The organism is Kitasatospora hibisci, from assembly GCF_043950205.1.
GTDB classification, from domain to species: domain Bacteria; phylum Actinomycetota; class Actinomycetes; order Streptomycetales; family Streptomycetaceae; genus Kitasatospora; species Kitasatospora hibisci.
Window position 1 is genome coordinate 6657483 of sequence record NZ_CP171642.1, and the last position, 23491, is coordinate 6680973.

9 protein-coding genes are annotated in these 23491 nt (G+C 75.7%); 7 read left to right on the plus strand and 2 right to left on the minus strand.

Translation table 11 applies throughout. The annotated features are described in order from the left end of the window. The first annotated feature begins 120 nt into the window (after window positions 1-120). From ACF9IK_RS29135 to ACF9IK_RS29145, 3 genes are all read left to right on the plus strand, one after another. A complete protein-coding gene (locus ACF9IK_RS29135; protein WP_395297048.1) occupies window positions 121-14328 on the plus strand; it encodes an amino acid adenylation domain-containing protein in 14208 nt (4735 codons plus the stop codon). A gap of 87 nt (window positions 14329-14415) precedes the next feature. Continuing rightward, the gene (locus ACF9IK_RS29140; protein WP_395297049.1) at window positions 14416-14910 is read left to right on the plus strand and encodes a flavin reductase family protein; all 495 of its coding nucleotides are present in this window, start codon (window positions 14416-14418) and stop codon (window positions 14908-14910) included. 69 nt (window positions 14911-14979) lie between these two features. Then, the gene (locus ACF9IK_RS29145) at window positions 14980-17046 is read left to right on the plus strand and encodes an ArnT family glycosyltransferase (RefSeq protein WP_395297050.1); all 2067 of its coding nucleotides are present in this window, start codon (window positions 14980-14982) and stop codon (window positions 17044-17046) included. A gap of 61 nt (window positions 17047-17107) precedes the next feature. On the opposite strand, the gene ACF9IK_RS29150 is transcribed toward ACF9IK_RS29145, so the two are convergent. Together ACF9IK_RS29150 and ACF9IK_RS29155 are read right to left on the minus strand one after the other, a co-directional pair. Then, window positions 17108-17920, minus strand: a complete 813-nt coding sequence (locus ACF9IK_RS29150; RefSeq protein WP_395297051.1) for a class II aldolase/adducin family protein — start codon at window positions 17918-17920, stop codon at window positions 17108-17110. 79 nt (window positions 17921-17999) lie between these two features. Further along, a complete protein-coding gene (locus ACF9IK_RS29155) occupies window positions 18000-19538 on the minus strand; it encodes an FAD/NAD(P)-binding protein (RefSeq protein WP_395297052.1) in 1539 nt (512 codons plus the stop codon). Between the two features lie 353 nt (window positions 19539-19891). Here ACF9IK_RS29155 and ACF9IK_RS29160 point away from each other — a divergent pair, with 353 nt between their 5' ends. From ACF9IK_RS29160 to ACF9IK_RS29175, 4 genes are all read left to right on the plus strand, one after another. Then, window positions 19892-21136 (plus strand): cytochrome P450 family protein, encoded by a 1245-nt coding sequence (locus ACF9IK_RS29160; protein ID WP_395297053.1) that lies wholly within the window; start codon window positions 19892-19894, stop codon window positions 21134-21136. A 333-nt stretch (window positions 21137-21469) separates the two neighbouring features. After that, window positions 21470-22084: a hypothetical protein gene (locus ACF9IK_RS29165; protein WP_313762802.1), complete on the plus strand. Its 615-nt coding sequence runs from the start codon at window positions 21470-21472 to the stop codon at window positions 22082-22084. A gap of 462 nt (window positions 22085-22546) precedes the next feature. After that, entirely contained in the window at window positions 22547-22927 is a 381-nt protein-coding gene (locus ACF9IK_RS29170; RefSeq protein WP_395297054.1) for a hypothetical protein, read from the plus strand. After that, window positions 22924-23457: a 3-hydroxyacyl-ACP dehydratase FabZ family protein gene (locus tag ACF9IK_RS29175; protein ID WP_395297055.1), complete on the plus strand. Its 534-nt coding sequence runs from the start codon at window positions 22924-22926 to the stop codon at window positions 23455-23457. Before ACF9IK_RS29170 ends, ACF9IK_RS29175 begins: the two co-directional genes overlap by 4 nt. Window positions 23458-23491 lie beyond the last annotated feature (34 nt).

The window sequence follows — 23491 nt, forward strand, 5'->3', positions numbered from 1 at the left end:
GTGCCGCATTTCCTTCCCCGACCAACCGAATTCACGCGGGCCGCACTGTCCGGGGCACCCGGGTTGATCGATCGAATGTGGAGTGAGTGAATGTCTGACCCGCAGGGTGTTCGTTACCGCTTGACCGAAGGGCAGCGGGGGATCTGGTACGCGGCGCAGAACGATCCGGCGAATCCGGTGTTCTGCCTGGCGGAGCGAGTGGACATCGACGGCCCGGTCGACGCGGAGCTGTTGGAGGCGGCCGTCCGGCAGGTGGTCGACGAGACCGAGGCCCTGCGGGCGCACTTCGGCGAGGACGCCGAGGGCCCGTACCAGGTGGTCGGCCCCGCACCCGCCTGGACCTTCCCGGTGGTCGACCTCTCCGCCGAGGACGACCCGGAGGCCGCGCTGCTGCGCTGGGTGGCGGCCGACCACGAGCGGCCGGTCGACCTCGGCTCCGGGCCGCTGTTCACCTTCGCACTGTTCCGGCTCGCCGAGCACCGGCACGTCTGGTACCAGCGGCACCACCACATCGTGCTGGACGGCCTGAGCATCGCCGTGGTCGCGCGCCGGGTGGCCGCCGTCTACTCCGCCGCCGCGGCCGGGCAGCCGTGCCCGCCGGCCGCCGCCGGCAGCCTGGGTGACCTCGTCGAGGCCGACGCCGCCTACCAGGACTCGGACGCCTTCGCGGCGGACCGCCGCTTCTGGGCCGAGCAGCTGGCCGACCGCACCGAGGTGTCCGGTCTCGCCGAGCAGCCCGCCGGCTACCCGGACCGCCCGCTGCTGCGGGCCGTCGCCGAACTCGGCGCCGGGACCGTCGAGTCGGTCCGCTCCCTGGCCCGCGAGACCGGTCTGGCCTGGCCGGCCGTGTTCGCCGCCGCGCAGGCCCTCTACGTCCACCGGGCCACCGGCCGCACCGACGTGGTGCTGGCCCTCCCGGTCGCGGCCCGCCCCACCGGGCCGGCCGGCGGGGTGCCCGGCATGGTGTCGAACGTCGTGCCGCTGCGGCTCTCCGTCCACCCCGGGGCCACCGTCGGTGAGCTGCTCCGGGACGTCTCCCGGCGGATGCGCGCCGTGGTCCGCCACCAGCGCTACCGGTACGAGGCGATGCGCCGCGACGCCGGTGCGCTGGTCGACGGCCGGCGCCTGGTCGGCCCGCGCGTCAACCTCGTCATGTTCGAGTACAACCTGGACTTCGCCGGCGCCCCGGGTACCGTGCGGAACCTGACCATCGGCCAGGACGACGACCTCACCGTCGTCGTCGACGCCCGCGCCGGCGGCGGCGCCCTGCGCCTCGAACTCAACGCCAACCCCGACCTCTACACCGCCGAGGACGTCGAGCGGCACTGCGAGCGGCTGGTCGCGCTGGTCGGCGCCCTCGCCGCGGGCGGCCCGGAGCAGATCGTCGGGCGCCTCGACACCGCCACCGACCGGGAACTGCGGCAGGTGCTGACGGAGTGGAACGGCTCCGCCGCTCCCGGTGGCGCCGCCACCCTGCCCGAGCGGTTCGAGGCGCGCGTCCGGGCCTGCCCGGACGCGACCGCCGTCACCCTCGGCGCCGAGGCGCTGACCTACCGGGAGCTGAACGCCCGGGCCAACGCCCTGGCCCGGCTGCTCGTCGCGCACGGCGCCGGCCCGGGGCGGTTCGTCGGGTTGGTGCTGCCCCGCTCGGTCGACCTGGTCGTCGCCCTGCTCGCGGTGGTGAAGACCGGTGCCGCCTACGTGCCCATCGACCCCACCTACCCGGCGGACCGGATCGCCTACACCGTGGCGGACGTCGAGCTCTCGGTGGCCGTCACGCACACCGGCGGGGGAGTGGTGCTGCCGGAAGGCGTGCGGCGGATCGCCCTCGGAGACGCGGAGACCGCCGCCGACCTCCGGGCCCGGCCCGGCACCGACCTCGCCGACACCGACCGGCTCGGCCCGCTCGTCCCGGACGCACCCGCCTACGTCATCTACACCTCGGGCTCCACCGGGCGCCCCAAGGGCGTCGTGGTCTCGCACCGCAACGTGGTGCGGCTGTTCTCCGCGACCGACCACTGGTTCGGCTTCGGCCCCGACGACGTGTGGACGCTCTTCCACTCCTACGCCTTCGACTTCTCCGTCTGGGAGCTCTGGGGGCCGCTGCTGCACGGCGGCCGGCTGGTCGTCGTCCCGCACGACGTCTCGCGCTCCCCGGAGGCCTTCCTGCGGCTGCTGGCCGACGAGCGGGTCACCGTCCTCAACCAGACGCCCTCGGCCTTCTACCAGCTGGTGCACGCCGACCGGGCCGATCCGGAGACCGGCGACCGGCTGGCGCTGCGCCACGTCGTCTTCGGCGGCGAGGCGCTGGACCTGGGCCGGCTCGCCGCCTGGTACGACCGCCACCCCGACGGCTCCCCGCTGCTCGTCAACATGTACGGCATCACCGAGACCACCGTCCACGTCAGCCACCTGCCGCTCGACCGCGAGCTCGCCGCCGCGGGCACCGGCAGCCTGATCGGCCGGGCCATCCCCGACCTGCGGACCTACCTCCTGGACGGCGCGCTGCGCCCGGTGCCGCCGGGCGTCGGCGGCGAGCTGTACGTGGCCGGCGGCGGCGTTGCCCAGGGCTACCTCAGGCGCCCCGAGCTCACCTCCACCCGCTTCGTCGCCGACCCGTTCGCGGGCGACGGCACCCGGATGTACCGCACCGGCGACCTCGCACGCTGGACCCCGGAGGGCCGGCTGGAGTACCTCACCCGGGCCGACCACCAGGTGAAGATCCGCGGCTTCCGGATCGAGACCGGCGAGATCGCCGCCGCGCTCGTCGCCTGCCCCGGTGTCGCCAACTGCGCGGTGGTGGCCCGCGACGACCGGCAGGGCGAGAAGCGGCTGGTCGCCTACGTCGTGCCGCAGGACGCCGCCGACGCCCCCGACCCGGCGCTGCTGCGCAAGAAGCTCGGCGAGACCCTGCCGGACTACATGCTCCCCGCCGTCTTCGTCGCCCTGGAGACACTGCCGCTGACGCCCAGCGGCAAGCTCGACGAGCGGGCCCTGCCGGAGCCCGAGGCGGCCGCGGCCACCGGTGGGCGCGCCGCCCGGACCCCCAACGAGCAGGTGCTCGCCGCCCTGTTCGCCGAGGTCCTGGACACCCCGTCGGTCGGCGCGGACGACAACTTCTTCACCCTCGGCGGGCACTCGCTGTCCGCCACCCGGCTGGCCGGCCGGGCCCGCGCCGTGCTCGGCGTCGAGCTGGCCGTCCGCGACGTGTTCGAGCGGCCCACCGTGGCCGCGCTCGCCACGCTGCTGGACACCGCCGCGGCGGCCCGCACCGCGCTCGTCCCCGGCCCGCGGCCCGACCCGATGCCGCTCTCCTTCGCCCAGCAGCGGCTCTGGTTCCTCGACCGCCTCGACGGCCCGAGCCCGACCTACAACATCCCGTTCGTGCTGCGGCTGACCGGGGAGCTCGACACCGCGGCCCTGCACGCCGCCCTGCGCGACGTACTGCTGCGCCACGAGAGCCTGCGCACGGTGTTCCCGGCCGCCGCCGGCGTCCCGCGCCAGCGCGTCCTCACCGCCGACGAACTGCCCCCACTGCTCACGGTGACCCGCACCGACGCCGGCCGGCTGCCGGCCGCGCTCGCCGCCGCGGCCGCGCACACCTTCGCGCTCGAATCCGAACTCCCGCTGCGTGCCGAGCTGTTCAGTACCGGCGAGGGCGAGTACGCGCTCTCCGTGGTGGTCCACCACATCGCCGGCGACGGCTGGTCCCTGGCCCCGCTCGTGCGGGACCTCGCCACCGCCTACACCGCCCGCCACGGCGGCGCCGCGCCCGACTGGGCGCCGCTGCCGGTCCAGTACGCCGACTACACCCTCTGGCAGCGCGCGCTGCTCGGCGACGAGTCGCACGACCGCAGCCCGCTGGAGCAGCAACTCGCCTACTGGAAGCAGGCCCTGGCCGGACTGCCGGAGGAGCTGGAGCTGCCCGCCGACCGCCCCCGGCCGGCCGTGGCGGGACACCGCGGCGCGGTGCTGGCCTGCGACTTCGACGCCGAGCTGCACCGGGCCGTCGTCGCCGTCGCGCGCTCCGGCGGCGCGAGCGTCTTCATGGTCCTCCAGGCCGCCCTCGCCACCCTGCTGTCCGCGCTCGGCGCCGGGGACGACATCCCGGTCGGCAGCCCGATCGCCGGCCGCACCGACGAGGCGCTGGACGACCTGGTCGGCTTCTTCGTCAACACCCTGGTGCTGCGCACCGACACCTCCGGCCGCCCGGCCTTCACCGAGCTGGTCGAGCGGGTGCGGCAGAGCTCGCTCGCCGCCTACGCCCACCAGGACGTGCCGTTCGAGCGGCTGGTCGAGGTGCTCAACCCGGACCGCTCGCTGGCCCGGCACCCGCTGTTCCAGATCCTGCTGAGCATGCAGGACCACCCCGACCGCGCGCTCGACCTGCCCGGCGTCGAGGCCTCGGTGGCCCCGGGCGACCTGGCGATCGCCAAGTTCGACCTGCAGTTCGACTTCAGCGAGCGGTTCGACGCGGACGGCGCCCCCGCCGGCATCGCCGGCCAGGTGCTGTACAGCACCGACCTGTACGACGCCGAAACGGTCCGGCTGATGGTGTGGCGGCTGGTCCGGGTCCTGGAACAGGCCACCGCGCGGCCGACCGCGAGCATCGCCGGGATCGACCTCCTCCGGCCGGCCGAGGCCGAGCGGCTGGACGTCGGCTGGGCGGGCGCCGTCCGCGACGTCCCCGCGCTCACCGGCACCGTCGGCGGGCTCTTCGCCGCCCGGGCAGCCGAGATCCCGACGGCGACCGCCCTGGTGGCCGCCGACGGCACCGAGGTCTCCTACCGCGAGCTGGACGAGCGGGCCAACCGGCTGGCGCACCGGCTGCTCGCCGTCGGCGTCGGCCCGGAGTCCCGGGTGGCCGTCCTGCAGCAGCGCTCGGTGGACCTCGTCGTCTCGCTGCTCGCCGTGCTCAAGGCGGGCGGCAGCTACGTGCCGCTCGACGCCCGTGCCCCGCAGACCCGCTGGCAGCTGGTCGTCGAGCAGACCGAGGCCTCGGTGTTGCTGCTCGACCGGGCCCAGCCCGCCCGGGAGTTCACCCACGGCGCGGTGGAGCTCCTGGCCGACGAGGGCCTGGACGCCTTCCCGGCGACCGCGCCCGCCGTCGCGGGCCACCCCGAGCAGCTCGCGTACGTGATGTTCACCTCCGGCTCCACCGGCCGGCCCAAGGGCGTCGCCGTCACCCACCGCGACCTGCTGGCCTTCGCGCTCGACGGCTGCTTCGCCGCCGATGCGCACCGCCGGGTCCTCTGGCACGCGCCGCACGCCTTCGACGCCGCCAACTACGAGATCTGGGTCCCGCTGCTGAGCGGCGGCATGGTGGTCGTCGCCCCGGCGCACGACATGGACGTCGCCACCCTGCGGCGCGCCGTCGCCGAGCACGGCATCACCGGCCTGCACCTGACCGCCGGGCTGTTCCGCGTGGTCGCCGAGAACGACCTCGACTGCCTCGCCGGCGTGCGCGAGCTGCTGGCCGGCGGCGACGTCGTCCCGGGCACCGCCGTGCGCGAACTGCTGGAGCGCTTCCCCGGCCTGGTCTTCAAGGACACCTACGGCCCCACCGAGACCACCTCCTTCGCGACCCACCACCGCGTCACCGACCCGGGCGCCGTGCCCGACGCGGTGCCGATCGGGCGTCCGCTGGACAACATGCGCGCCTACGTGCTGGACGCCGGCCTGCGCCGCGTCCCGCCGGGCGTGGTCGGCGAGCTGTACCTTGCCGGCGAGGGCCTGGCGCGCGGCTACTGGCAGGCGCCGGGACTCACCGCCGAGCGTTTTCTCGCCGACCCCTTCGGCCCCGCGGGCAGCCGGATGTACCGGGTGGGCGACCTCGCCCGCTGGAACGGCGACGGCCGGCTGGAGTTCGCCGGCCGGGCCGACGACCAGGTGAAGATCCGCGGCTTCCGGATCGAGCCGGCCGAGGTGGAGGCGGCCGTCGCCCGCCACCCGGGCGTCGGCTCGGCGGCCGTGGTGGTCCGCGAGGACCGGCCCGGCGACAAGCGGCTGGTCGCCTACGCCGTGCCCGCGGCCGGGCACCAGCTCGACCTCGACGCCCTGCAGGCCGGCCTCGCCCGGACGCTGCCCGACTACATGGTGCCCGCCGCCGTGGTGGCCCTGGAGGCGCTGCCGCTCACCCCGAACGGCAAGCTCGACCGCAGGGCGCTGCCCGAGCCCGGGACGCCGGGCGGGGGCTCCGGCGGCCGTGCCCCGCGCACCCCCGAGGAGCAGGTGCTCTGCGGCCTGTTCGCCGAGATCCTGGAGACCTCCTCGGTCTCGATCGACGACGGCTTCTTCGACCTCGGCGGGCACTCGCTGCTCGCCACCCGCCTGGTGCTGCGCATCCAGGCCGTCCTCGGCGTCGAGGTGGCGGTCCGCGACCTGTTCAACGCCTCCACCGTCGCCGAGCTCGCCGGGCTGATCGCCGGCGCCGCCGGGGCGACCCGGACGCCGCTCGCGCCGGTGGAGCGGCCCGCCGCGGTGCCGCTGGCCTTCCCGCAGCGCGGCCTCTGGTTCCTCAACCAGATGGAGGGCCCGAGCCCCACCTACAACCTCGGCGTCTCGCTGCGCTTCACCGGGCAGCTCGACCGCGAGGCCCTGTACGCGGCCCTGCACGACGTCATCGCCCGGCACGAGAGCCTGCGCACGGTCTTCCCCGCCGAGGACGGCGTGCCCCGCCAGCACGTGGTGCCCGCCGCCGAGGCCCGGGCAACGATCGGGGTCACCGAGATCGCCGAGGAGGAGCTGGACGAGGCGCTGACCCGGGCCGCCCGGCAGGGCTTCGACCTCGCCCGCGACCTGCCGATCCGGGCCGACCTGCTGGTGATCAGCCCGACCGAGCACGTCTTCCTGGTCCTCGTGCACCACATCGTCTCCGACGGCTGGTCGATGACCCCGCTGGTCTCCGACCTCGCCGCGGCCTACGCCGAGCGGAGGGCCGGCGGCGCGCCCGACCGGGAGCCGCCGACCGTCCAGTACGCCGATTACACCCTGTGGCAGGCGCGGTCGCTCGGGAGCGAGACCGACCCGGAGAGCCGGCTCGGCCACCAGCTCGACCACTGGCGGCAGGCCCTGGCCGGCCTGCCCGAGCAGCTCGACCTGCCCACCGACCGGCCGCGGCCGGCGGTGCTGAGCAACCGCGGCGACATCGTCCCGCTGGCCCTCGGCCCCGAGCTGCACGCGGCGCTCGCCGGTGTCGCCCGCACCAGTGGCGCCAGCCTGTTCATGGTGGTCCAGGCCGGGCTCGCCGCGCTGCTGTCCCGGCTCGGCGGGGGCACCGACATCCCGCTCGGCACCGCCGTCGCCGGGCGCAACGACGAGGCCCTGATGGAGAGCATCGGGTTCTTCGTCAACACGCTGGTGCTGCGCAACGACGTGTCCGGGGACCCGACCTTCCGCCAGCTGCTCGACCGGGTGCGCGAGGCCGACCTGGCCGCCTTCGCCAACCAGGAGGTGCCCTTCGACCTGCTGGTGGAGGCCCTCAGTCCGCACCGGTCGCTGGCCCGGCACCCGCTCTTCCAGACCATGCTCACCTTCGAGAACATGCCCGAGCTGACGCTGCGCTTCCCCGGGCTGCAGACCAGGCTCCACCCGGCCAACGCCCGCGCCGCCAAGTTCGACCTGGACTTCTCGCTCGGCGAGACCTTCGACGCCGCCGGCGCCCCGGCCGGGATCACCGGCACGCTGTCCTTCAACACCGACCTCTACGACCGCACCGGCGCCGAGGCGCTGGCCGCCCGGTTCGTCCGGCTCCTGGAGGCGGTGGCGGCCAACCCGGCGCTGCCGGTCTCCGCGGCGGACCTGCTGGCCGACGAGGAGCGGGCCGGTCTGGCCGGCCCGTGGCAGGGCGCCGAGGCGATCGAGGGCCCGACCACCCTGGCCGATCAGCTCGCCCACTGGGCCGAGCGGACGCCCGACGCCGTCGCGGTCAGCACCGCCACCGAACGGCTCGGCTACGCCGAGCTGGCAGCCCGGGTGAACCGGCTGGCCCGGCTGCTGGCCGGCCACGGCGTCGGCCCGGAGCGCTTCGCCGCCCTGCTGCTGCCGCGCAGCCTCGATATGGCGGTCGCCCCGCTCGCGGTCACCGCGGCCGGCGGCGCCTACCTGCCGATCGACCCCGGCCTGCCCGCCGAGCGGATCCGGTTCGTCGTCGAGGACACCCGCCCGGCGGCCGTGCTGACGACCCGCCGGCTGGCCGCCGCGCTGCCGCCGCTGCCGGAGGGGACCGCCCTGCTGCTCCTGGACGACCCGGCCACCGGGGCCACGCTCGCGGCCCTGCCCGGGTACACCCCGGAGCCCGGCGAGCTGAACGGCGCGGTGCGCCCGGACAACCTCGCCTACGCCATCTACACCTCCGGTTCGACCGGCCTGCCCAAGGGCGTCACCGTCGAGCACCGCAGCCTGGTGAACCTCTTCACGGCGCACCGGCGCGACCTGTTCGAGCCCGCGGTCGCGGCGGCCGGCGGCCGCCGGTTCCGCGCCGGAGTGACGGCCTCGCTCTCCTTCGACACCTCCGTCGAGGGCCTGCTCTGGGCGCTGGCCGGCCACGAGGTGCACATCGTCGACGACGACGTGCGCCGCGACCCGCAGGCCCTGGTGGCCTACCTGGCCGAGCACCGCGTCGACTTCCTCGACATCACCCCCTCGTATGCGGCCGAGCTGGTCGAGGCCGGCCTGCTCGACCGCACCGACACCGCCCCGGCGGTGCTTATGCTCGGCGGCGAGGCGCTCGGCCGGGACCTCTGGGAGCGGTTGGCCGGATCGCCGGCCACCGCGAGCCACAACTTCTACGGCCCCACCGAGTTCACCGTCGACGCGCTCTCCGCACCGCTCGGCGCCGCCGACCGGCCGGTGATCGGCCGGCCGATCCGCGGCACCCGTGCCCATGTGCTCGACGGCGCCCTGCGGCCGGTCCCCCCGGGCGTCCCGGGCGAGCTCTACCTGGCCGGCGCCGGCCTGGCCCGCGGGTACTGGCAGCGGCCGGGCCTGACCGCCGAGCGGTTCGTCGCCGACCCGTTCGGCCCCGCCGGGAGCCGGATGTACCGCACCGGCGACGTTTTGCGCCGGCAGGCCGACGGCCATCTGGTCTACCTCGGCCGGGTCGACGACCAGGTCCAGGTGCGCGGCTTCCGCGTCGAGCTCGGCGAGATCGCGGCGGCCCTCGGTACGCTGCCCGGCGTCGCGCGGGGTGCGGCCCTGGTCCGCGAGGACACCCCGGGCGACCAGCGGCTCGTCGGCTACGCCGTGCCCGAGCCCGGCGCCGCGCCGGACCCGGCGGACGTCCGCGCCGCCCTGCGGCGGAGCCTGCCCGAGTACATGGTGCCGAGCACCGTGGTCCTGCTGGACGCCCTGCCGCTGACCGCCAACGGCAAGCTCGACCAGAAGGCCCTGCCGGCGCCGGAGCGCGGCGCGGCCACCGCGGCCCGGGCGCCCCGCACCCCGCGCGAGGAGGTGCTCGCCGGGCTCTTCGCCGAAGTGCTGGGCGTGCCCGGGGTCGGGGTGGACGACGGCTTCTTCGACCTCGGCGGGCATTCGCTAATGGCCGCCCGGCTGGTCAACCGGATCCGCACCGCGCTCTCCGTCGAACTCTCCGTCCGCACCCTGTTCGAGGCGCCCACGGTGGCCGCGCTCGCCCGCGCCCTGGACGGCGCGGCGGCCGCCCGGCAGCCGCTCGCCGTCCAGGAACGGCCCGACCCCCTCCCGCTCTCCTACGCCCAGCGCCGCCTCTGGTTCCTCAACCGGCTGGAGGGGCTGAGCGCGACCTACAACGTGCCGGTGGTGCTGCGGCTCTCCGGCGAGCTCGACCGGGCCGCGCTGGAGCTCGCGCTCGGGGACCTGATCGAGCGCCACGAGAGCCTGCGCACGGTCTTCCCCGAGACCGGCGGCACGCCGCGGCAGCGGGTGCTGGACGCCGCCGAGGCACGGCTGCCGCTGGCCGTCGTGGACACCACCGAGGAGGACCTGCCCGACCGGCTGCGGGCCGTCGCGACTCAGGGCTTCGACCTGGGCGGGCGGCTCCCGCTGCGGGCCACCCTGTTCGCGCTCGGCGGGACCGAGCACGTCCTCGCCCTGGTGGTGCACCACATCGCCACCGACGGCTGGTCCGAGGCGCCGCTGGTGCGCGACCTGTCGGCCGCCTACACGGCGCGCCGCGCCGGCGCCGCGCCCGACTGGGCGCCGTTGCCCGTCCAGTACGCGGACTACACGCTCTGGCAGCGCGCGCACCTGGGCGACGAGTCCGACCCGGAGAGCGGCATCGCCCGCCAGCTCGCCTACTGGCGGGACGCCCTGGCCGGCCTGCCCGACGAGCTGTCGCTGCCCACCGACCGCACCCGGCCGGCCGCGGCGAGCTACCGCGGGCGCACCGCGGAGTGCTCGCTGAGCCCCGAACTGCACCGGCGGCTGGCCGCGCTGGCCCGCTCGCGCGGGGTCACCCTGTTCATGGTGCTGCAGTCCGCCCTGGCCGTGCTGCTGACCCGGCTCGGCGCGGGCGAGGACATCCCGATCGGCAGCCCGATCGCCGGGCGCGCCGACGCGGACCTGGAGGACCTGGTCGGCCTCTTCCTCAACACCCTGGTGCTGCGCACCGACACCTCGGGCGACCCGACCTTCGCGGAACTGCTGGACCGGGTGCGGCGGACCACCCTGGACGCCTACGCGCACCAGGACGTGCCGTTCGAGCGCATCGTCGACGCGGTCGACCCGGAGCGCTCGCTGGCCCGCCACCCGCTGTTCCAGGTCATGCTGATGGTCCAGAACATGCCGGCCACCGGGACCGCCCTGGGCGGCCTCGCCCTCCGGCCCGAGCTGGTGGACACCGGCGTCGCCAAGGTCGACCTGAGCTTCGCCTTCGGCGAGCGCCCGGACGGCCCCGGCGAGCCGGGCGCGCTCTTCGGGGTGGTCGAGTACAGCACCGACCTCTTCGACGACGGCACCGTCGAGGTGCTGGTGAGCCGGCTGGTCCGGGTGCTGGAGGCGGTGGCCGACGACCCGGAGCTGCGGATCGGCGCGCTGGAGGTGCTGTCCCCGGCCGAGCGCGGACGCGTCCTGGCCGAATGGAACGACACCGCCCGGCCGGTGGCGGACCGGCGGGTGCACGAGCTCTTCGCCGAACAGGCCGCGCGCACCCCGCAGGCGACCGCCGTGGTCTCCGCGGGCGTCGAGCTGAGCTACGCCGAACTCGACGCCCGGGCCGACCGGCTGGCTGCACTGCTGGCCGCCCGCGGCGCGGGGCCGGAGCGTCTGGTGGCCGTCGCGCTGCCGCGCTCGGCCGAGCTCCTGGTCGCCCTGCTGGCGGTCCTGAAGAGCGGAGCGGCGTACCTGCCGCTCGACCCGGACCACCCGCGGGACCGGATCGGCTACATCGTCGACGACGCCCGGCCGGCGCTGGCGCTGGTCACCGCCGCGACGGCGGGCCTGTTCACCGGGACGGACGTGCCGCTGCTGGCCCTGGACGGCGACCGGGCCGCCCCCGACGCTCCCGCGCCCCGGGTGGCGGTCTCCCCGGACCACCCCGCGTACGTCATCTACACCTCCGGCTCGACCGGCCGGCCGAAGGGCGTGGTCGTCCCGCACGGCGGGCTGACCAACTTCCTGGCCGACATGGCGGACCGCTTCGCCCTCGGCGCCGGCGACCGCCTGCTGTCGGTCACCACGGTGTCCTTCGACATCGCCGCCCTGGAGCTGTACCTGCCGCTGCTCGGCGGCGCGGGTGTGGTGATCGCCGACCGCGACACCGTCCGCGACCCGGCCGCGCTGCTGCGCACCGCCGCCTCCACCGGCGCCGGGATCGTCCAGGCGACGCCGTCGCTCTGGCAGGCCATGGTGACCGCGGTGCCAGAGGGCCTGCGCGGGCTGCGGGTCCTGGTCGGCGGCGAGGCGCTGCCGGCGGCCCTGGCCGCCCGCCTGCGCGAGCTGGCCGGCCCGGTGACCAACCTGTACGGGCCGACCGAGACCACGATCTGGTCGACCGCCGCCGAGCTCGGCGCGGCGGACGGGGCGGGGGCGCCGTCGATCGGCGGCCCGATCGCCAACACCCGGGTGTACGTCCTCGACGAGGGTCTGCGCCCGGTGCCGCCCGGGGTCTCCGGCGAGCTCTACCTCGCGGGTGCCGGCGTCGTGCGCGGCTACCACCGCAGGCCGGCGCTCACCGCGGAGCGCTTCGTGGCGTGCCCGTTCGGCCCGGCCGGCGACCGGATGTACCGCACCGGCGACGTGGTGCGCTGGTCGGCCGACGGCCGGCTGGAGTTCTCCGGCCGGGTGGACCACCAGGTGAAGGTCCGCGGCTTCCGGATCGAGCTCGGCGAGATCGAGGCGGTGCTCGCCGCGCACGGGGACGTGGGCCAGGCCGTGGTGGTCGACCGCCGCACCGAGCAGGGCGCCGTACGCCTGGTCGCCTACCTGGTGCCGCGTGCCGGCCGGCCGGCCCCCGGGCCGGAGGAGCTGAGGGCACACCTGCTGGCGTCGTTGCCCGAGTACATGGTGCCGGCCGCCTTCGTTCCGCTGGACGCGCTGCCGCTCACCCCGAACGGCAAGCTCGACCGGAAGGCGCTGCCCGCCCCCGGGTTCAGCGCCGCCGAGGGGTCGCGGGCCCCGCGGACCCCGGTCGAGGAGGTGCTCTGCACGGCCTTCGCCGAGGTGCTCGGCCTGCCGTCGGTGGGCATCGACGACAGCTTCTTCGAGCTGGGCGGGGATAGCATCGTCTCGATCCAGTTGGTCGCCCGGGCCCGCGCGGCGGGCGTGGCGGTCGCGGTCAAGGACGTCTTCGAGCACCGGACGGTGGCCGGTCTGGCCAGTACCGCGACGCTGATCGACGGCGCAGCGGCGGCCGAACCCGACGTCGCGGTGGGCGAGTTCGCGCCGACGCCGATCATGCACCGGCTGCGCGAGCGGGGCGGCGGGATCGACGGCTACAGCCAGCCGATGCTGCTCCGCACCCCCGCAGGCCTGGACCTGCCGACGCTCACCGCGCTGCTGCAGGCGGTGCACGAGCGGCACGACATGCTCCGCGCACGGCTGATCGAGGACGAGCACGGCGGGTGGCGGCTGAGCGTGCCGCCGGCCGGGACGGTGGGCGCGGCGGACCGGCTCGACCGGGTCGACACCGCCGCCGCGGCCGAGCTCGCACCGCTGGTGGCGGACCACCTCGCCGGCGCGGTCGCCCGGTTGGCGCCGCGGGACGGGGAGATGCTGCGCGCGGTCTGGTTCGACGCCGGCCCCGACCGCCCCGGTCGGCTGCTGCTGGTCGCCCACCACCTGGTGGTCGACGGCGTCTCCTGGCGGATCCTGGCACAAGACCTCGCCGAGCTCTGGGCCGCGGCCGCCGACGGCCGGGACGCGGCGCTGCCGGCCGTGGGCACCTCGGTGCGGCGGTGGAGCGAGCTGCTGGCCGCCGAGGCCGCCACCGACCACCGGCAGGCCGAACTCGGCTTCTGGGCCGAGGTGCTGAGCACCCCAGACGCCCCGCTGGGCGCGGCGGACGCCCCGCTGGGCACGGCACCGGACCGCGCCGGCGCCGCCGTGGCCCCGGCCGGACGGGTCGCGCTGACCGTGCCGGTCGGCACCGCCGAGGCACTGCTGACCCGTCTGCCCGCGGAGTTCCACTGCGGAGTGGAGGACGTCCTGCTGGCCGCGCTCGGGCTGGCGGTCGTCGACCGGCGCCGCCGGCTGGGCGGCTCGGCGACCTCGCTGCTGGTGGCGGTCGAGGGCCACGGACGCGACGAGGGCGTCGGCGGCGCCGATCTCTCCCGCACGGTGGGGTGGTTCACCAGTCTCCACCCGGTGCGGCTCGACCTCGGGCCGCTCCCGTGGGCCGAGGTGTGGTCCGGCGGCCCCGCTGTGGGGCGCGTGGTCAAGCGGGTCAAGGAGCAGTTGCGGGCGGTGCCCGGCACCGGCATCGGCTACGGCCTGCTGCGCCACCTCGGCAGCCGGCCCGGCGCGGAGCCGGTCGGCCCGGCGGTCCCGCGGATCGGCTTCAACTACCTTGGCCGGATCGCGCTGGGCTCCGACCCCGCGGGCTTCTGGGACGTGGCGCCCGAGGCGCTGGACCTGGACCTCGGGGCGGCCGCGCCCGACCCGGCCCACGACCTGGAGCTCGACGTCGTCGCGGTCGACCGGGCGGGCGGACCGGAGCTGCGCGCCACGCTGACCTTCGCGCCCGACGCGCTCCCGGAGCCCGACGTGCGGGAGCTGGGCGCGGGCTGGCTGCGGGCCCTGGAGGCGCTGGTCGCCCATGGGGCGGGCCCGGGCGCGGGCGGCCACACCGCGTCCGACCTGCCGCTCGCGGGCCTGGAGCAGGCGGAGATCGAGCTGTTGGAGGGCGAGTGGTAGCCCCAGGCTGACCGGCCCGGCCGGTACGCCGTTCGGCGGCGGTGGGACCCGCCCACCGCCGCCCCCTTTTCGAGACCGGAGGCACAGATGTCCCTTGCACCCGAGGAGTTCACCCGGACGATGGCGCGGGTGCCCGGCCCGGTGGCGGTGGCCACCACGGTCGACCGGGCCGGCCGCCGCTGGGGGTTCACCGCCAGCTCGTTCAGCTCCCTGTCGATGACGCCGCCGCTGGTGCTGGTCTGCCTGGGCAAGTCCGCCAGCACGCACCGGGCGTTCGTGACCGCCGACTCCTTCATGGTCAACGTCCTCGCCCAGGAGCAGTCCGGGATCGCCCTGCGGTTCGCGCGCTCCGGCGTGGACCGCTTCGAGGCCGGCGACACCCTGCCGCTGGAGCTGGGGCTGCCCGGCATCCCGGAGGCGGCGGTCCGGGTGGCCTGCTCCATGCACCAGGTCCTCGACGGCGGCGACCACTCCATCCTGATCGGCCGGGTCGAGGCGGCCGCGGTGGGCGCCGATGCCCCGCTGGTCTACTGCGACCGCGCGTTCCAGCGCCCGGTGACGCTGGACCCGGCCACTGTCTGAGTGCGAACCATGGTTCGAACTTTTTGATGGATCGTTGGCGATCCGACTCGGGTCGCCGATCCTGCTGGCATGTCCATCACGCAGAATCGACCGGAGCGACCCGGTGCGGACGGCAGCACCGCCGCGCCCGGTCCGGTGCGGCCCCGGACCGCGCGTCCACCCTACGAGCGGCCGGTCCTGGCGGTGATCGCCGCGGCCTGCGCGCTGGTGGCCTGCTGGGACCTCGACGGCCGGGCCCTCTCGCCGTACGCGCCAGCCGCGGTGCGCAGCATGGCGCACTCCTGGAAGGCCTTCCTCTTCGGCGCGCTGGACCCGGCCTCCTCCCTGACCGTCGACAAGGTCCCCGGGGCGCTCTGGCCGCAGGCGCTGTCGGTGCGGCTGTTCGGGTTCCACCCCTGGGCGGTCTTCCTGCCGCAGGCAGTCTTCGCCGTGCTCACCGTGCTGGTGCTGCACCGGGCCGTGCGCCGGCACGCCGGCCCGCCCGCCGCCCTGCTCGCCGCGGCCGCGATGGCCTGCACGCCGGTGGCCGCGGCACTCGCCCACTTCGCCTGGCCGGACACCCTGCTGACGCTCCTGCTGGTGCTGGCCGCCGACGCGACCCTGCGGGCGGTGGACGGCGGGCGGCAGGGGCCTCTGCTGATGGCCGGCGTCTGGGTCGGGCTGGCGGTGCACGCCAAGATGCTGGAGGCGTGGGGCGTGCTGCCGGCGCTGGCCGCCGTCCACCTGCTCGCCGCACCGACCGCCCTGGCCCGCCGGCTGCGCGACCTCGCCCTCGCCGGCGTCGTCACGGCCGCGGCCTCCTGCGCCTGGATAGCGGTGGTGTGGGCGGTTCCGGCCGAGGACCGCCCGTACGTCGACGCGACCTCCGACAACGACCCGTTCAGCATGGTGTTCGACTACAACGGGCTCGACCGGTTCAACGCACAGACGCAGTCCGCCGGGACGTACCCCTACCGCAGCGGCCTGTTCGACGCGGTCTTCGGCCTGCTCGGCACCCAGGTCATGTGGCTGTTCCCGGCCGCGGCCGCGGCCGTGGTGTGGACGCTGCTCCGGCGCCGCCGCGCGGGCCGCACCGACGCCGCGCGCGCCGGGGTGCTGCTCTGGGCCGGCTGGCTCGGCACCTACGCCACGGTCTTCAGCGTCGCCCAGATCAACCACGTCGCCTACGCGGTCGTGCTCGGGCCGCCGCTGGCGGCGCTGGCCGGGGTGGGCCTGGCCGGGTGCGCGCAGGGCTTCCGGGAGGGGATCCGGGAGCGCGGCCGGCGGGCCTGGGCGCTGCCGGTGCTGGTCGCGGCCACGGCCGCCTGGGCGGTCCTCCTCACCCGGCGGGCACCCGGCTTCCGGCCCTGGCTTCCCGGCCTGGTGACCACCCTGGCCGTCCTCGCGGTGCTGCTGCTCCTGGGCCTGCTCCTGGCCGTGTTCCGGGGCCCGCTCCTGTCGGGCACCGCCCCGGGCGGGCCGCTGCTGCGCCGGTCGCGGGAGCGGCTCGCGGCCGCCGGGGTGGTGCTGGGGGTGGCGGCGGCGCTGGCGGCCCCGGCCACCTGGACCGTCTCGACCGCGGTCCGGGAGTACACCGGGATCTCGACCAGCCCGGAGGCCGGTCCGCTCTTCGCCGACTGGGAGTTCGTCGACGCGCCGCACGAGGTGCGCGCACAACTCTCCGCGGCGGCCGCCGAGTTCCTGAAGCCGGAGAACCTCGGGCAGGTGCTCGGCCCGACGGTGCCCGCCGCGGCGGACCAGGCCGCGCTGCGGTTCGCGGCCGAGCGCTCGGACGGGCGCCGGTACGCGCTGGCGGTCTCCGACGCGGTGCGGGCCGCGGACCTCATCGCCGACTCGGGCGCCTCGGTCCTGCCCATGGGCGGGTTCACCGGGCGCGTCCCGTTCCCGGACCGGGAGCACTTCCTGTCCCTATTGCGGGCGGGGGAGCTGCGCTACGTGCTGGCCGTCCCGCCGACCCAGCCGGGCCCGTCGACGGCGACCACCGCGAACCTGGAGTGGGTGGCGGCGAACTGCGCGCCGGTCGATCCGGCCGAGTACGGCGTGGGCGCGCCCACGGCCGACGCGGCGGCCGGGCCCGGGGGAGCGGCACCGAGCCGGCTCTACGACTGTGCGGGCCGGGCGCCGGCGGCCCCGTGACGGACCGCCGGACCGACGGCGGTGGCCCCCCGCCGACCGCGGCGGGGGGACCGACCCGGGGCTACTCGTCCAGCAGGTCCGGCTGTTCGGCGACGATCTCGTCCCAGAGCAGCTGGAAGCTGAACCAGCCGAGCTGGGCGTCGCCGAACCCGGCGCCGGCCGCCAGCGCCTGCTCGTGGCTGAACGCCTTCGGCGTCCCGGCCGCGTGGGCGAGCAGCTGGACCTGCGCGCAGCTGTCGTAGGTGAAGAACCAGTGCACCGCCTCGTCCAGCGAGCCGCCGACCGTGATGAGCCCGTGGTGGCGCAGCAGGATGGCGCGGTTGTCGCCGAGCTTCTCCGCGATGTCCCGGCCCTGGGCCAGCGAGACCGAGGGTCCCTCGTACTCGTCGTAGAGCACCTGGCGGCCGTAGAACGCGCAGGCCTCCTGGTCGATGGGCTCCAGCAGCCGGCCGAGCGCACCGAGCGCCCGGGAGTGCGCGGTGTGGCCGTGCGCGGCGGCGGTGGCCCCGGGCTGGAGCTCGTGGATCTGCGAGTGGATCACGAAGGCGCTGGGATTGACCCGGTGCCGGCCCTCCACCACCCGGCCGGTGGAGTCGACGCAGATCAGGTCGGCGACCCTGACCCGCTTGAAGGAGACGCCGAAGGGGTTCACCCAGAACCGGTCGGCGTGCTCGGGGTCGCGTACCGAGATGTGGCCGGAGATACCCTCGCCGAACCCGTACTTGCCGAACAGCCGCAGGGCGGCGGCGAGCCGCTGCTTGCGGTGGCGCCGGGTCTCCTCGGGGGTCGCGAACTCGGGCTCGCCGGGGATCGGCAGGCCGGTGGCGGTGTCGGCCAGGAACTCGGCCTCCGGCCGCGGGGCCGTGGTGGTCATGACGGATCGTTCCTCTCGGGTCGCAGGGGGCGGGGCGTGACCCGAAGGACACGCCCCGGGGAGGGGCGGTGCGGGCCGCTCAGGTCGAGACCAGGACGTCCGCGGCCCGGGCGGCGTCCAGCTCCGCGGAGTGGTCGAGGATCGCGGCGACGATGTCCGCGCTGCGGTCCACCAGGGACGGCACGCCCCAGGTGAAGAAGAGGGCGCCGGCCCCGATGTTGCCGAGCCCGTACAGGCGCGGGTCCGGCCGCCCGTCCACGGTGAGCCGGCTGGTGGCGCGCTCAAGGTGCAGTCCGCCGTACGGGTGCCGGTCCGCGGCCCGGCCGTGCACCAGCGAGTCGACCAGCGGACGCGCCGCCGCCGGGATCCGGTCCTCGGCGGCGTTCACCGCGTTCACCACCGTGTCGGCGGTGACGGCGGCGTCGGTACCGGTCAGGGCGTCGAAGCGCGCGTCGGGGCGCACGGTGATGCTCCGCAGCCCGGAGCGGTTGGCGAGCTGCCCGCTGTCGAACATCCGCACCAGGGCGGCGGCGCTGCCCGGGGGCATCGGGCAGCAGAGGCTCATCGTGGTGCGGTAGTGGCTGCGGAGCACCTCGGCCTGGTCCCGCGGCCGCAGCAGCGGCCACACGTCGGGCCCGGTCTCCGGGACGGCGCGCTGCAGGATGCGCTGCCCCATCGCGGGCGAGTCGACGTCGCCGAGCTGGCGGCGCAGCCGCGCCACCGGGTCCTCCCGGCCGAGCGCCGCGAGGTCGGCCATCGCCGCGTCGAGGTCGGCGCCGGCGTCGCGGAACTCCGCGCGCATCAGGGCGCCGAGGTCGTCGATCGACAGGTGGCGCCGCCGCCGGGCCAGCGACCGCAGCCGCTCGGTGGTGAAGTGCCGCAGCTCGAAGGGGATCGGGCGCTGCCGGACCCCGGGCAGGACGCCGCGCCGGGAGAGCAGGCTGATCGGGCCGCGGTGGCCCTGGGCGGCGAGCGAGAGCACGATGTCGACGGCGGTCAGGCCGCTGCCGAGGACGGCCACGTGGTCGTCCGCGTCGATCTGCCGGAGCCGGCCCAGGACCGGGTACGGGTCGGTCACGAAGCCCGCCGCGCCGGCGAGGCCGTAGCCGTCCTGGGGACGGTCGCCGCCGACGCAGAGGACCACGTGGTCGAAGGACCGGACGCCGCCCCGGCCGGAGCGCAGCACGACCTCGTCCGGGCCGCGGTCGGCGGCCGTCACCGGCTCCCCGATGAGGTTCACCTGCCAGCCCTGTCTGCGCAGGTCGGCCAGGGCCGCGGCGGCGGTCTGCTCCAGGTACTCGCCGTAGACGGTGCGCGGGGCGAAGCGGACGCCGGACCAGGGGTCGAACTCCGCCGGGCCGCCGGTGGCGCGGTCCCGGGCCGCCAGCCAGCGCTCGAAGTGCCCGGGGTCGCCGGCCCGCACCGACATGTCGTCGGGGGTGGCGTTCACCCGGAGCGTCTCGGTGTCGACCTGGTACGCGCGGCCGCGCCAGAGATCGGGCGACGGTTCGAACACCGTGACGCTGCCCGGTCCGCCGCGGGCCCGGGCCAGCGCGTCGATCAGGCAGACTGCGGCCGCGCCACCTCCGACGATGCCGATCGAGAATCCACGCGACATTTCTCAGTCACCTATCGATAAATGGAAGGTGCGGAGTGCTGCATCGACAGTCGTGTCCGCGGCCGCCGGAATCCTTCCTCGCCGTCGTGGGAATGTCGTGAAGTGCCGCCCATTCCTACCAAGTTCCGACGAGTATTCCGTCGGCCCGGAATGTGGTCCACCGAACTGTCAGGTTGTTGACAGCGCGCCGGGGAGGGGACTTGGAGGCCGTATCGGACGTGGGACAGTGCGGGCCGGCGCCGTCGGAATAGCCGCTCTCGATTCTTCGATGCGGGGGGGACCGGGCACCCGTGACGCTGATAGAGCTGTCGCCTGAACGTTTGGCGAGTCGTACCCGAGAGGCAGACACCACCATGACGCAGACCGCCGTCGAAGCGCTGGAACTACCCGGGGCGGACCTGGAGGAGCTGGGGCCGGACTTCTACCGGGACCCGTACCCCGTCTACGCGCGGCTGCGTGAGCAGGGCCCCGTCGTCCAGGTCCGCTTCGGCCCGACGCCGGTGTGGCTGGTCGTCGGGTACGCCGAGGGCCGTTCCGCACTGGCCGATCCACGCCTGGTCAAGGACCAGGGCAGAATCGCCCGGGCCGCCGCCGCGCTGATGGGCGTCGAGGCACTGCCCGAGCCCGAGGAGCAGACCTTCGGCGAGAGGGTGCTGACCAGTCACCTGCTCTCCATGGACCCGCCGGACCACGGGCGGCTGCGCGGCCTGGTCGGCAAGGCGTTCACCAACCGCAAGGTCCAGGCACGGCGGGCGCGGGTGAACGAGGTGGTGGCCGAGCTGTTCGACGCGGTGGCCGGCAAGCCCGAGATCGAGCTGCTCGCGGACGTCGCGTACCCGCTGCCGATCACCGTGCTCTGCGAGCTGCTGGGCGTGCCGGTGGGCGACCAGGCGGAGTTCACCCGGCTGGCCAACGCGCTCAACTTCGAGCCGCCGGAGCGGATGCGCGAGATCGCCGGGGAGCTGGCCGATCTGGTGCTGACCTGGGTGGAGCTGCGCCGCCGGGAACCCGGGGACAACCTGCTCAGCGAGCTGGTCCGGGCGCACGACGTCGACGGGATCCTCAGCCTGGAGGAGCTCGTCTCGATGGTGTTCCAGATCCAGAGCGCCGGCTTCGGGCCGACCAGCCACCTGATCTCCAACGGCGTCCGGGCCCTGATGGTGCACCCGGACCAGCTCGCGCTGCTGCGGGCCGACCGCTCGCTGATCCCGGCCGCCGTCGACGAGTTCGCCCGCTTCGACACCACGGTGCACCTGGCGATGCTCTCGGTGGCCGCGGAGCCGGTCGAGCTCGGCGGGGTGCTGATCGCGGAGAACGACTTCGTGGTGGTCGCGACCGGTGCGGGCAACCGCGACCCGAAGTACCGGGCCAACCCCGACGTGCTGGACATCCGGGCCAGCACCGCCGCCCACCTCGGCTTCGGCCACGGCATCCACCACTGCCTGGGCACCGCGCTCGGCAAGGTCCAGGCCGAGGCGGTGGTGGCGGCGCTGCTCGACCGCTACGAGACGGTCGAACTGGCCGTCCCGGCGGGCGAGCTCACCCACAAGGTGTTCCCGGCCCGGCTGCTCGACGCGCTCCCGCTGCGCGTCGGCTGAGCCCGGGACCGTCCGCAGGTGCTCGGGGAGACCAATCCCGTCGGGCACGAGGCGAACGGTCGGACACGCCCTGACCCGGGCCGCCACGGCGTCCGGCCCCCCACGGGCCGGGCGCCGTCGTGCGTCCGGACGCCGGCCGGCCGGGTCCGTCCTGCGTGCGGTGGAGGGGCCGCCTCCCCCGCGCGAGGGAGGCGGCCCCTTCTCGCGGCAGATGCGCGGGGCCTGTTCCGTCCGGCACCGTTGAACCAGCAAGAGGCAGGTACCGCCCGCCGGATCGGTGGAGGCCCTGGCCGCCCCGCCACCGATCGGGTATCCGAACGAGGAGAGCTCCCGATGACCGCTCGCACCATCCTGACCAAGCTGCACGGCCCGACGGCGGCGGGCGTGCCCCGCTGGGCGGTGTGGACCGCGTACGCGACGACCCTGACGGCGCTGCCCTCGTGCATCTGGCGCATCGCGGCGATGAACCTCAACGCGCCGCTGATCGACCACAACGACGCGCCACCGGAAGGCCACGGCGCCGTCCTGGTGAGCGGCGAGGGCTCCTGGTGGTACGTGATCGCGCTCAGCGTGGTCAGCGAGGCGCTGGCTTTCCTCGCCGTGGGCCTGGTCGCCCGGTGGGGCGAGGTGTGGCCGCGGTGGGTCCCCGGGCTGGGCGGCCGCCGGGTGCCGATCATGGCGGCGGTCGTCCCCGCGGGCGTCGGCTCGGCGCTCCTGATGGTCTTTCCGTACGCGATGGTGATGTTCGCCAACGGCCGCATGGTGAACGGGAATCCGGACACCACGATGACCCACGGCTGGCAGACCGTCGCGTTCTGGGTCTCCTACCTGCCGCTGGCCGCCTGGGGGCCGCTGCTGGCCGTCCTGACGGTGCACTACTACCGGCGCCGCCGGGCCGCCGAGGCGGCCGGCCGGAGCCGGAAGCCGGAGGCCGCCCTGGTCGGGTGACGCGCGGACGCACCGGTCCGGTCCGGCGGCCGCCCCGTCGTGCGGTCCGGCCGCCCTGCGGACACCCGCCCGCCGCCTTCCCGCCGCCTCCCCGCCGCCTCCCCGTCTCCTCCACGGCGGCTTCACCTGGGGGGTTCGAATTGTTCGACGTGGCGTTCCGCCGCACCGCGCTCCGGTGAACCATTCACCGAGAGAGCGGTGCGGTCGACCGGCACCGCGCGACGGCCCCGCCCGCTGCGCAGCGCACCCGCGCGAGCGCGGCGGCACCGGCCGGACCACCTTCCGATGACAGGAGACAGGGATGGCCCGCACACCGTCGGCCAGACGCTGCCCGGCATACCCCGGCACCACGCGGCGGACCGCCGCACCCGCGGCCCCGCACCCGGCCGCCGACCGCGGCCGGTCGGCCGCCACCTGCCGTACCCGCCGCGGCCGCGGCACCCGCCCGGCAAGAGGCCGGGCATGATCCCGGGGAGCGGCCCGGGCGCGGCCGCCCGGACCGGCGCGGCCGGACCGGCGGTGCCCGCACCGATCCGGTACGTCGCGAGCCTGGAGCCGGTGTTCTCCGGCCCCTGCGACGGCTTCCCGATCCTGCCCGGGGTCTCCCTGCTGGACTACGCCTGGGCGAGCGCCGACGCCAACCTGCCCGTGCCCGGCCTGCACCTGCAGACCGTCGACCGGGCCCGTTTCACCGGTGCGGCGTTCCCCGGCGACGAGCTGAGCGTCGAACTCGCCTGGGCGCAGCAGGGCCCGGACGAGTGGACCTGCGCGGTCACCGTCGCCACCCCGCGCGGCCCGGCCTCGTCCGCGCGGCTGCGCTACGGCGCGGAGGCCGCGCGGTGATCGGGCTGGACGGAATCGCCCGGCTGCTCCCGCGCCGGCGCCCGATGCTGCTGGTGGACCGGATCGTCGAGGCCGTACCGGGTGAGCGGATCACCGCGGTCAAGGCGGTCACCGGCAACGAGCCCTGCTACCTGGGGCTCCCCTTCGGTACCCCGGCCGAGCGGCTGGCCTACCCGCCCGCGCTGCTCGTCGAGTCGTGGGGCCAGACCGCCGGCCTGCTGGCGAGCATGGCGGCCGGCGACGCGCCCGAGGCCGTGATGCTGCTCGGCGGGGTCAGCGGCGTCCGGTTCCACCGGCCGGTCCACCCGGGAGTGGCGCTGGAGCACCGGATCAGGGTCGCCCTGGCCATGAACGACACCACGGTCTTCGAGGGCGAGACGCTGGTGGACGGCGAGCGGGTGCTCTCCGTCGGCCGGATGACGATCGCCTACCGCCGCTGGGACACCATCCCCATCGAGGGGTTCGGCGCGCTGCGGAGCCCCGCTCCGGCCGCGGAGGCGGCCGCGATCCCGGCCCAGCGCGACCGGTGACCCGTCGCGGCCCCGCCGGGCCGTCCCCGGTGCG

What these genes read in the sequence shown, in the direction of transcription:
- ACF9IK_RS29165 (WP_313762802.1), top strand. Translation starts at nt 21,470, where the DNA reads ATGACCGCTCGCACCATCCTGACCAAGCTGCACGGCCCGACGGCGGCG.
- ACF9IK_RS29155 (WP_395297052.1), bottom strand. Translation starts at nt 19,538, where the DNA reads ATGTCGCGTGGATTCTCGATCGGCATCGTCGGAGGTGGCGCGGCCGCA.
- ACF9IK_RS29140 (WP_395297049.1), top strand. Translation starts at nt 14,416, where the DNA reads ATGTCCCTTGCACCCGAGGAGTTCACCCGGACGATGGCGCGGGTGCCC.
- ACF9IK_RS29170 (WP_395297054.1), top strand. Translation starts at nt 22,547, where the DNA reads ATGATCCCGGGGAGCGGCCCGGGCGCGGCCGCCCGGACCGGCGCGGCC.
- ACF9IK_RS29150 (WP_395297051.1), bottom strand. Translation starts at nt 17,920, where the DNA reads ATGACCACCACGGCCCCGCGGCCGGAGGCCGAGTTCCTGGCCGACACC.
- ACF9IK_RS29145 (WP_395297050.1), top strand. Translation starts at nt 14,980, where the DNA reads ATGTCCATCACGCAGAATCGACCGGAGCGACCCGGTGCGGACGGCAGC.
- ACF9IK_RS29160 (WP_395297053.1), top strand. Translation starts at nt 19,892, where the DNA reads ATGACGCAGACCGCCGTCGAAGCGCTGGAACTACCCGGGGCGGACCTG.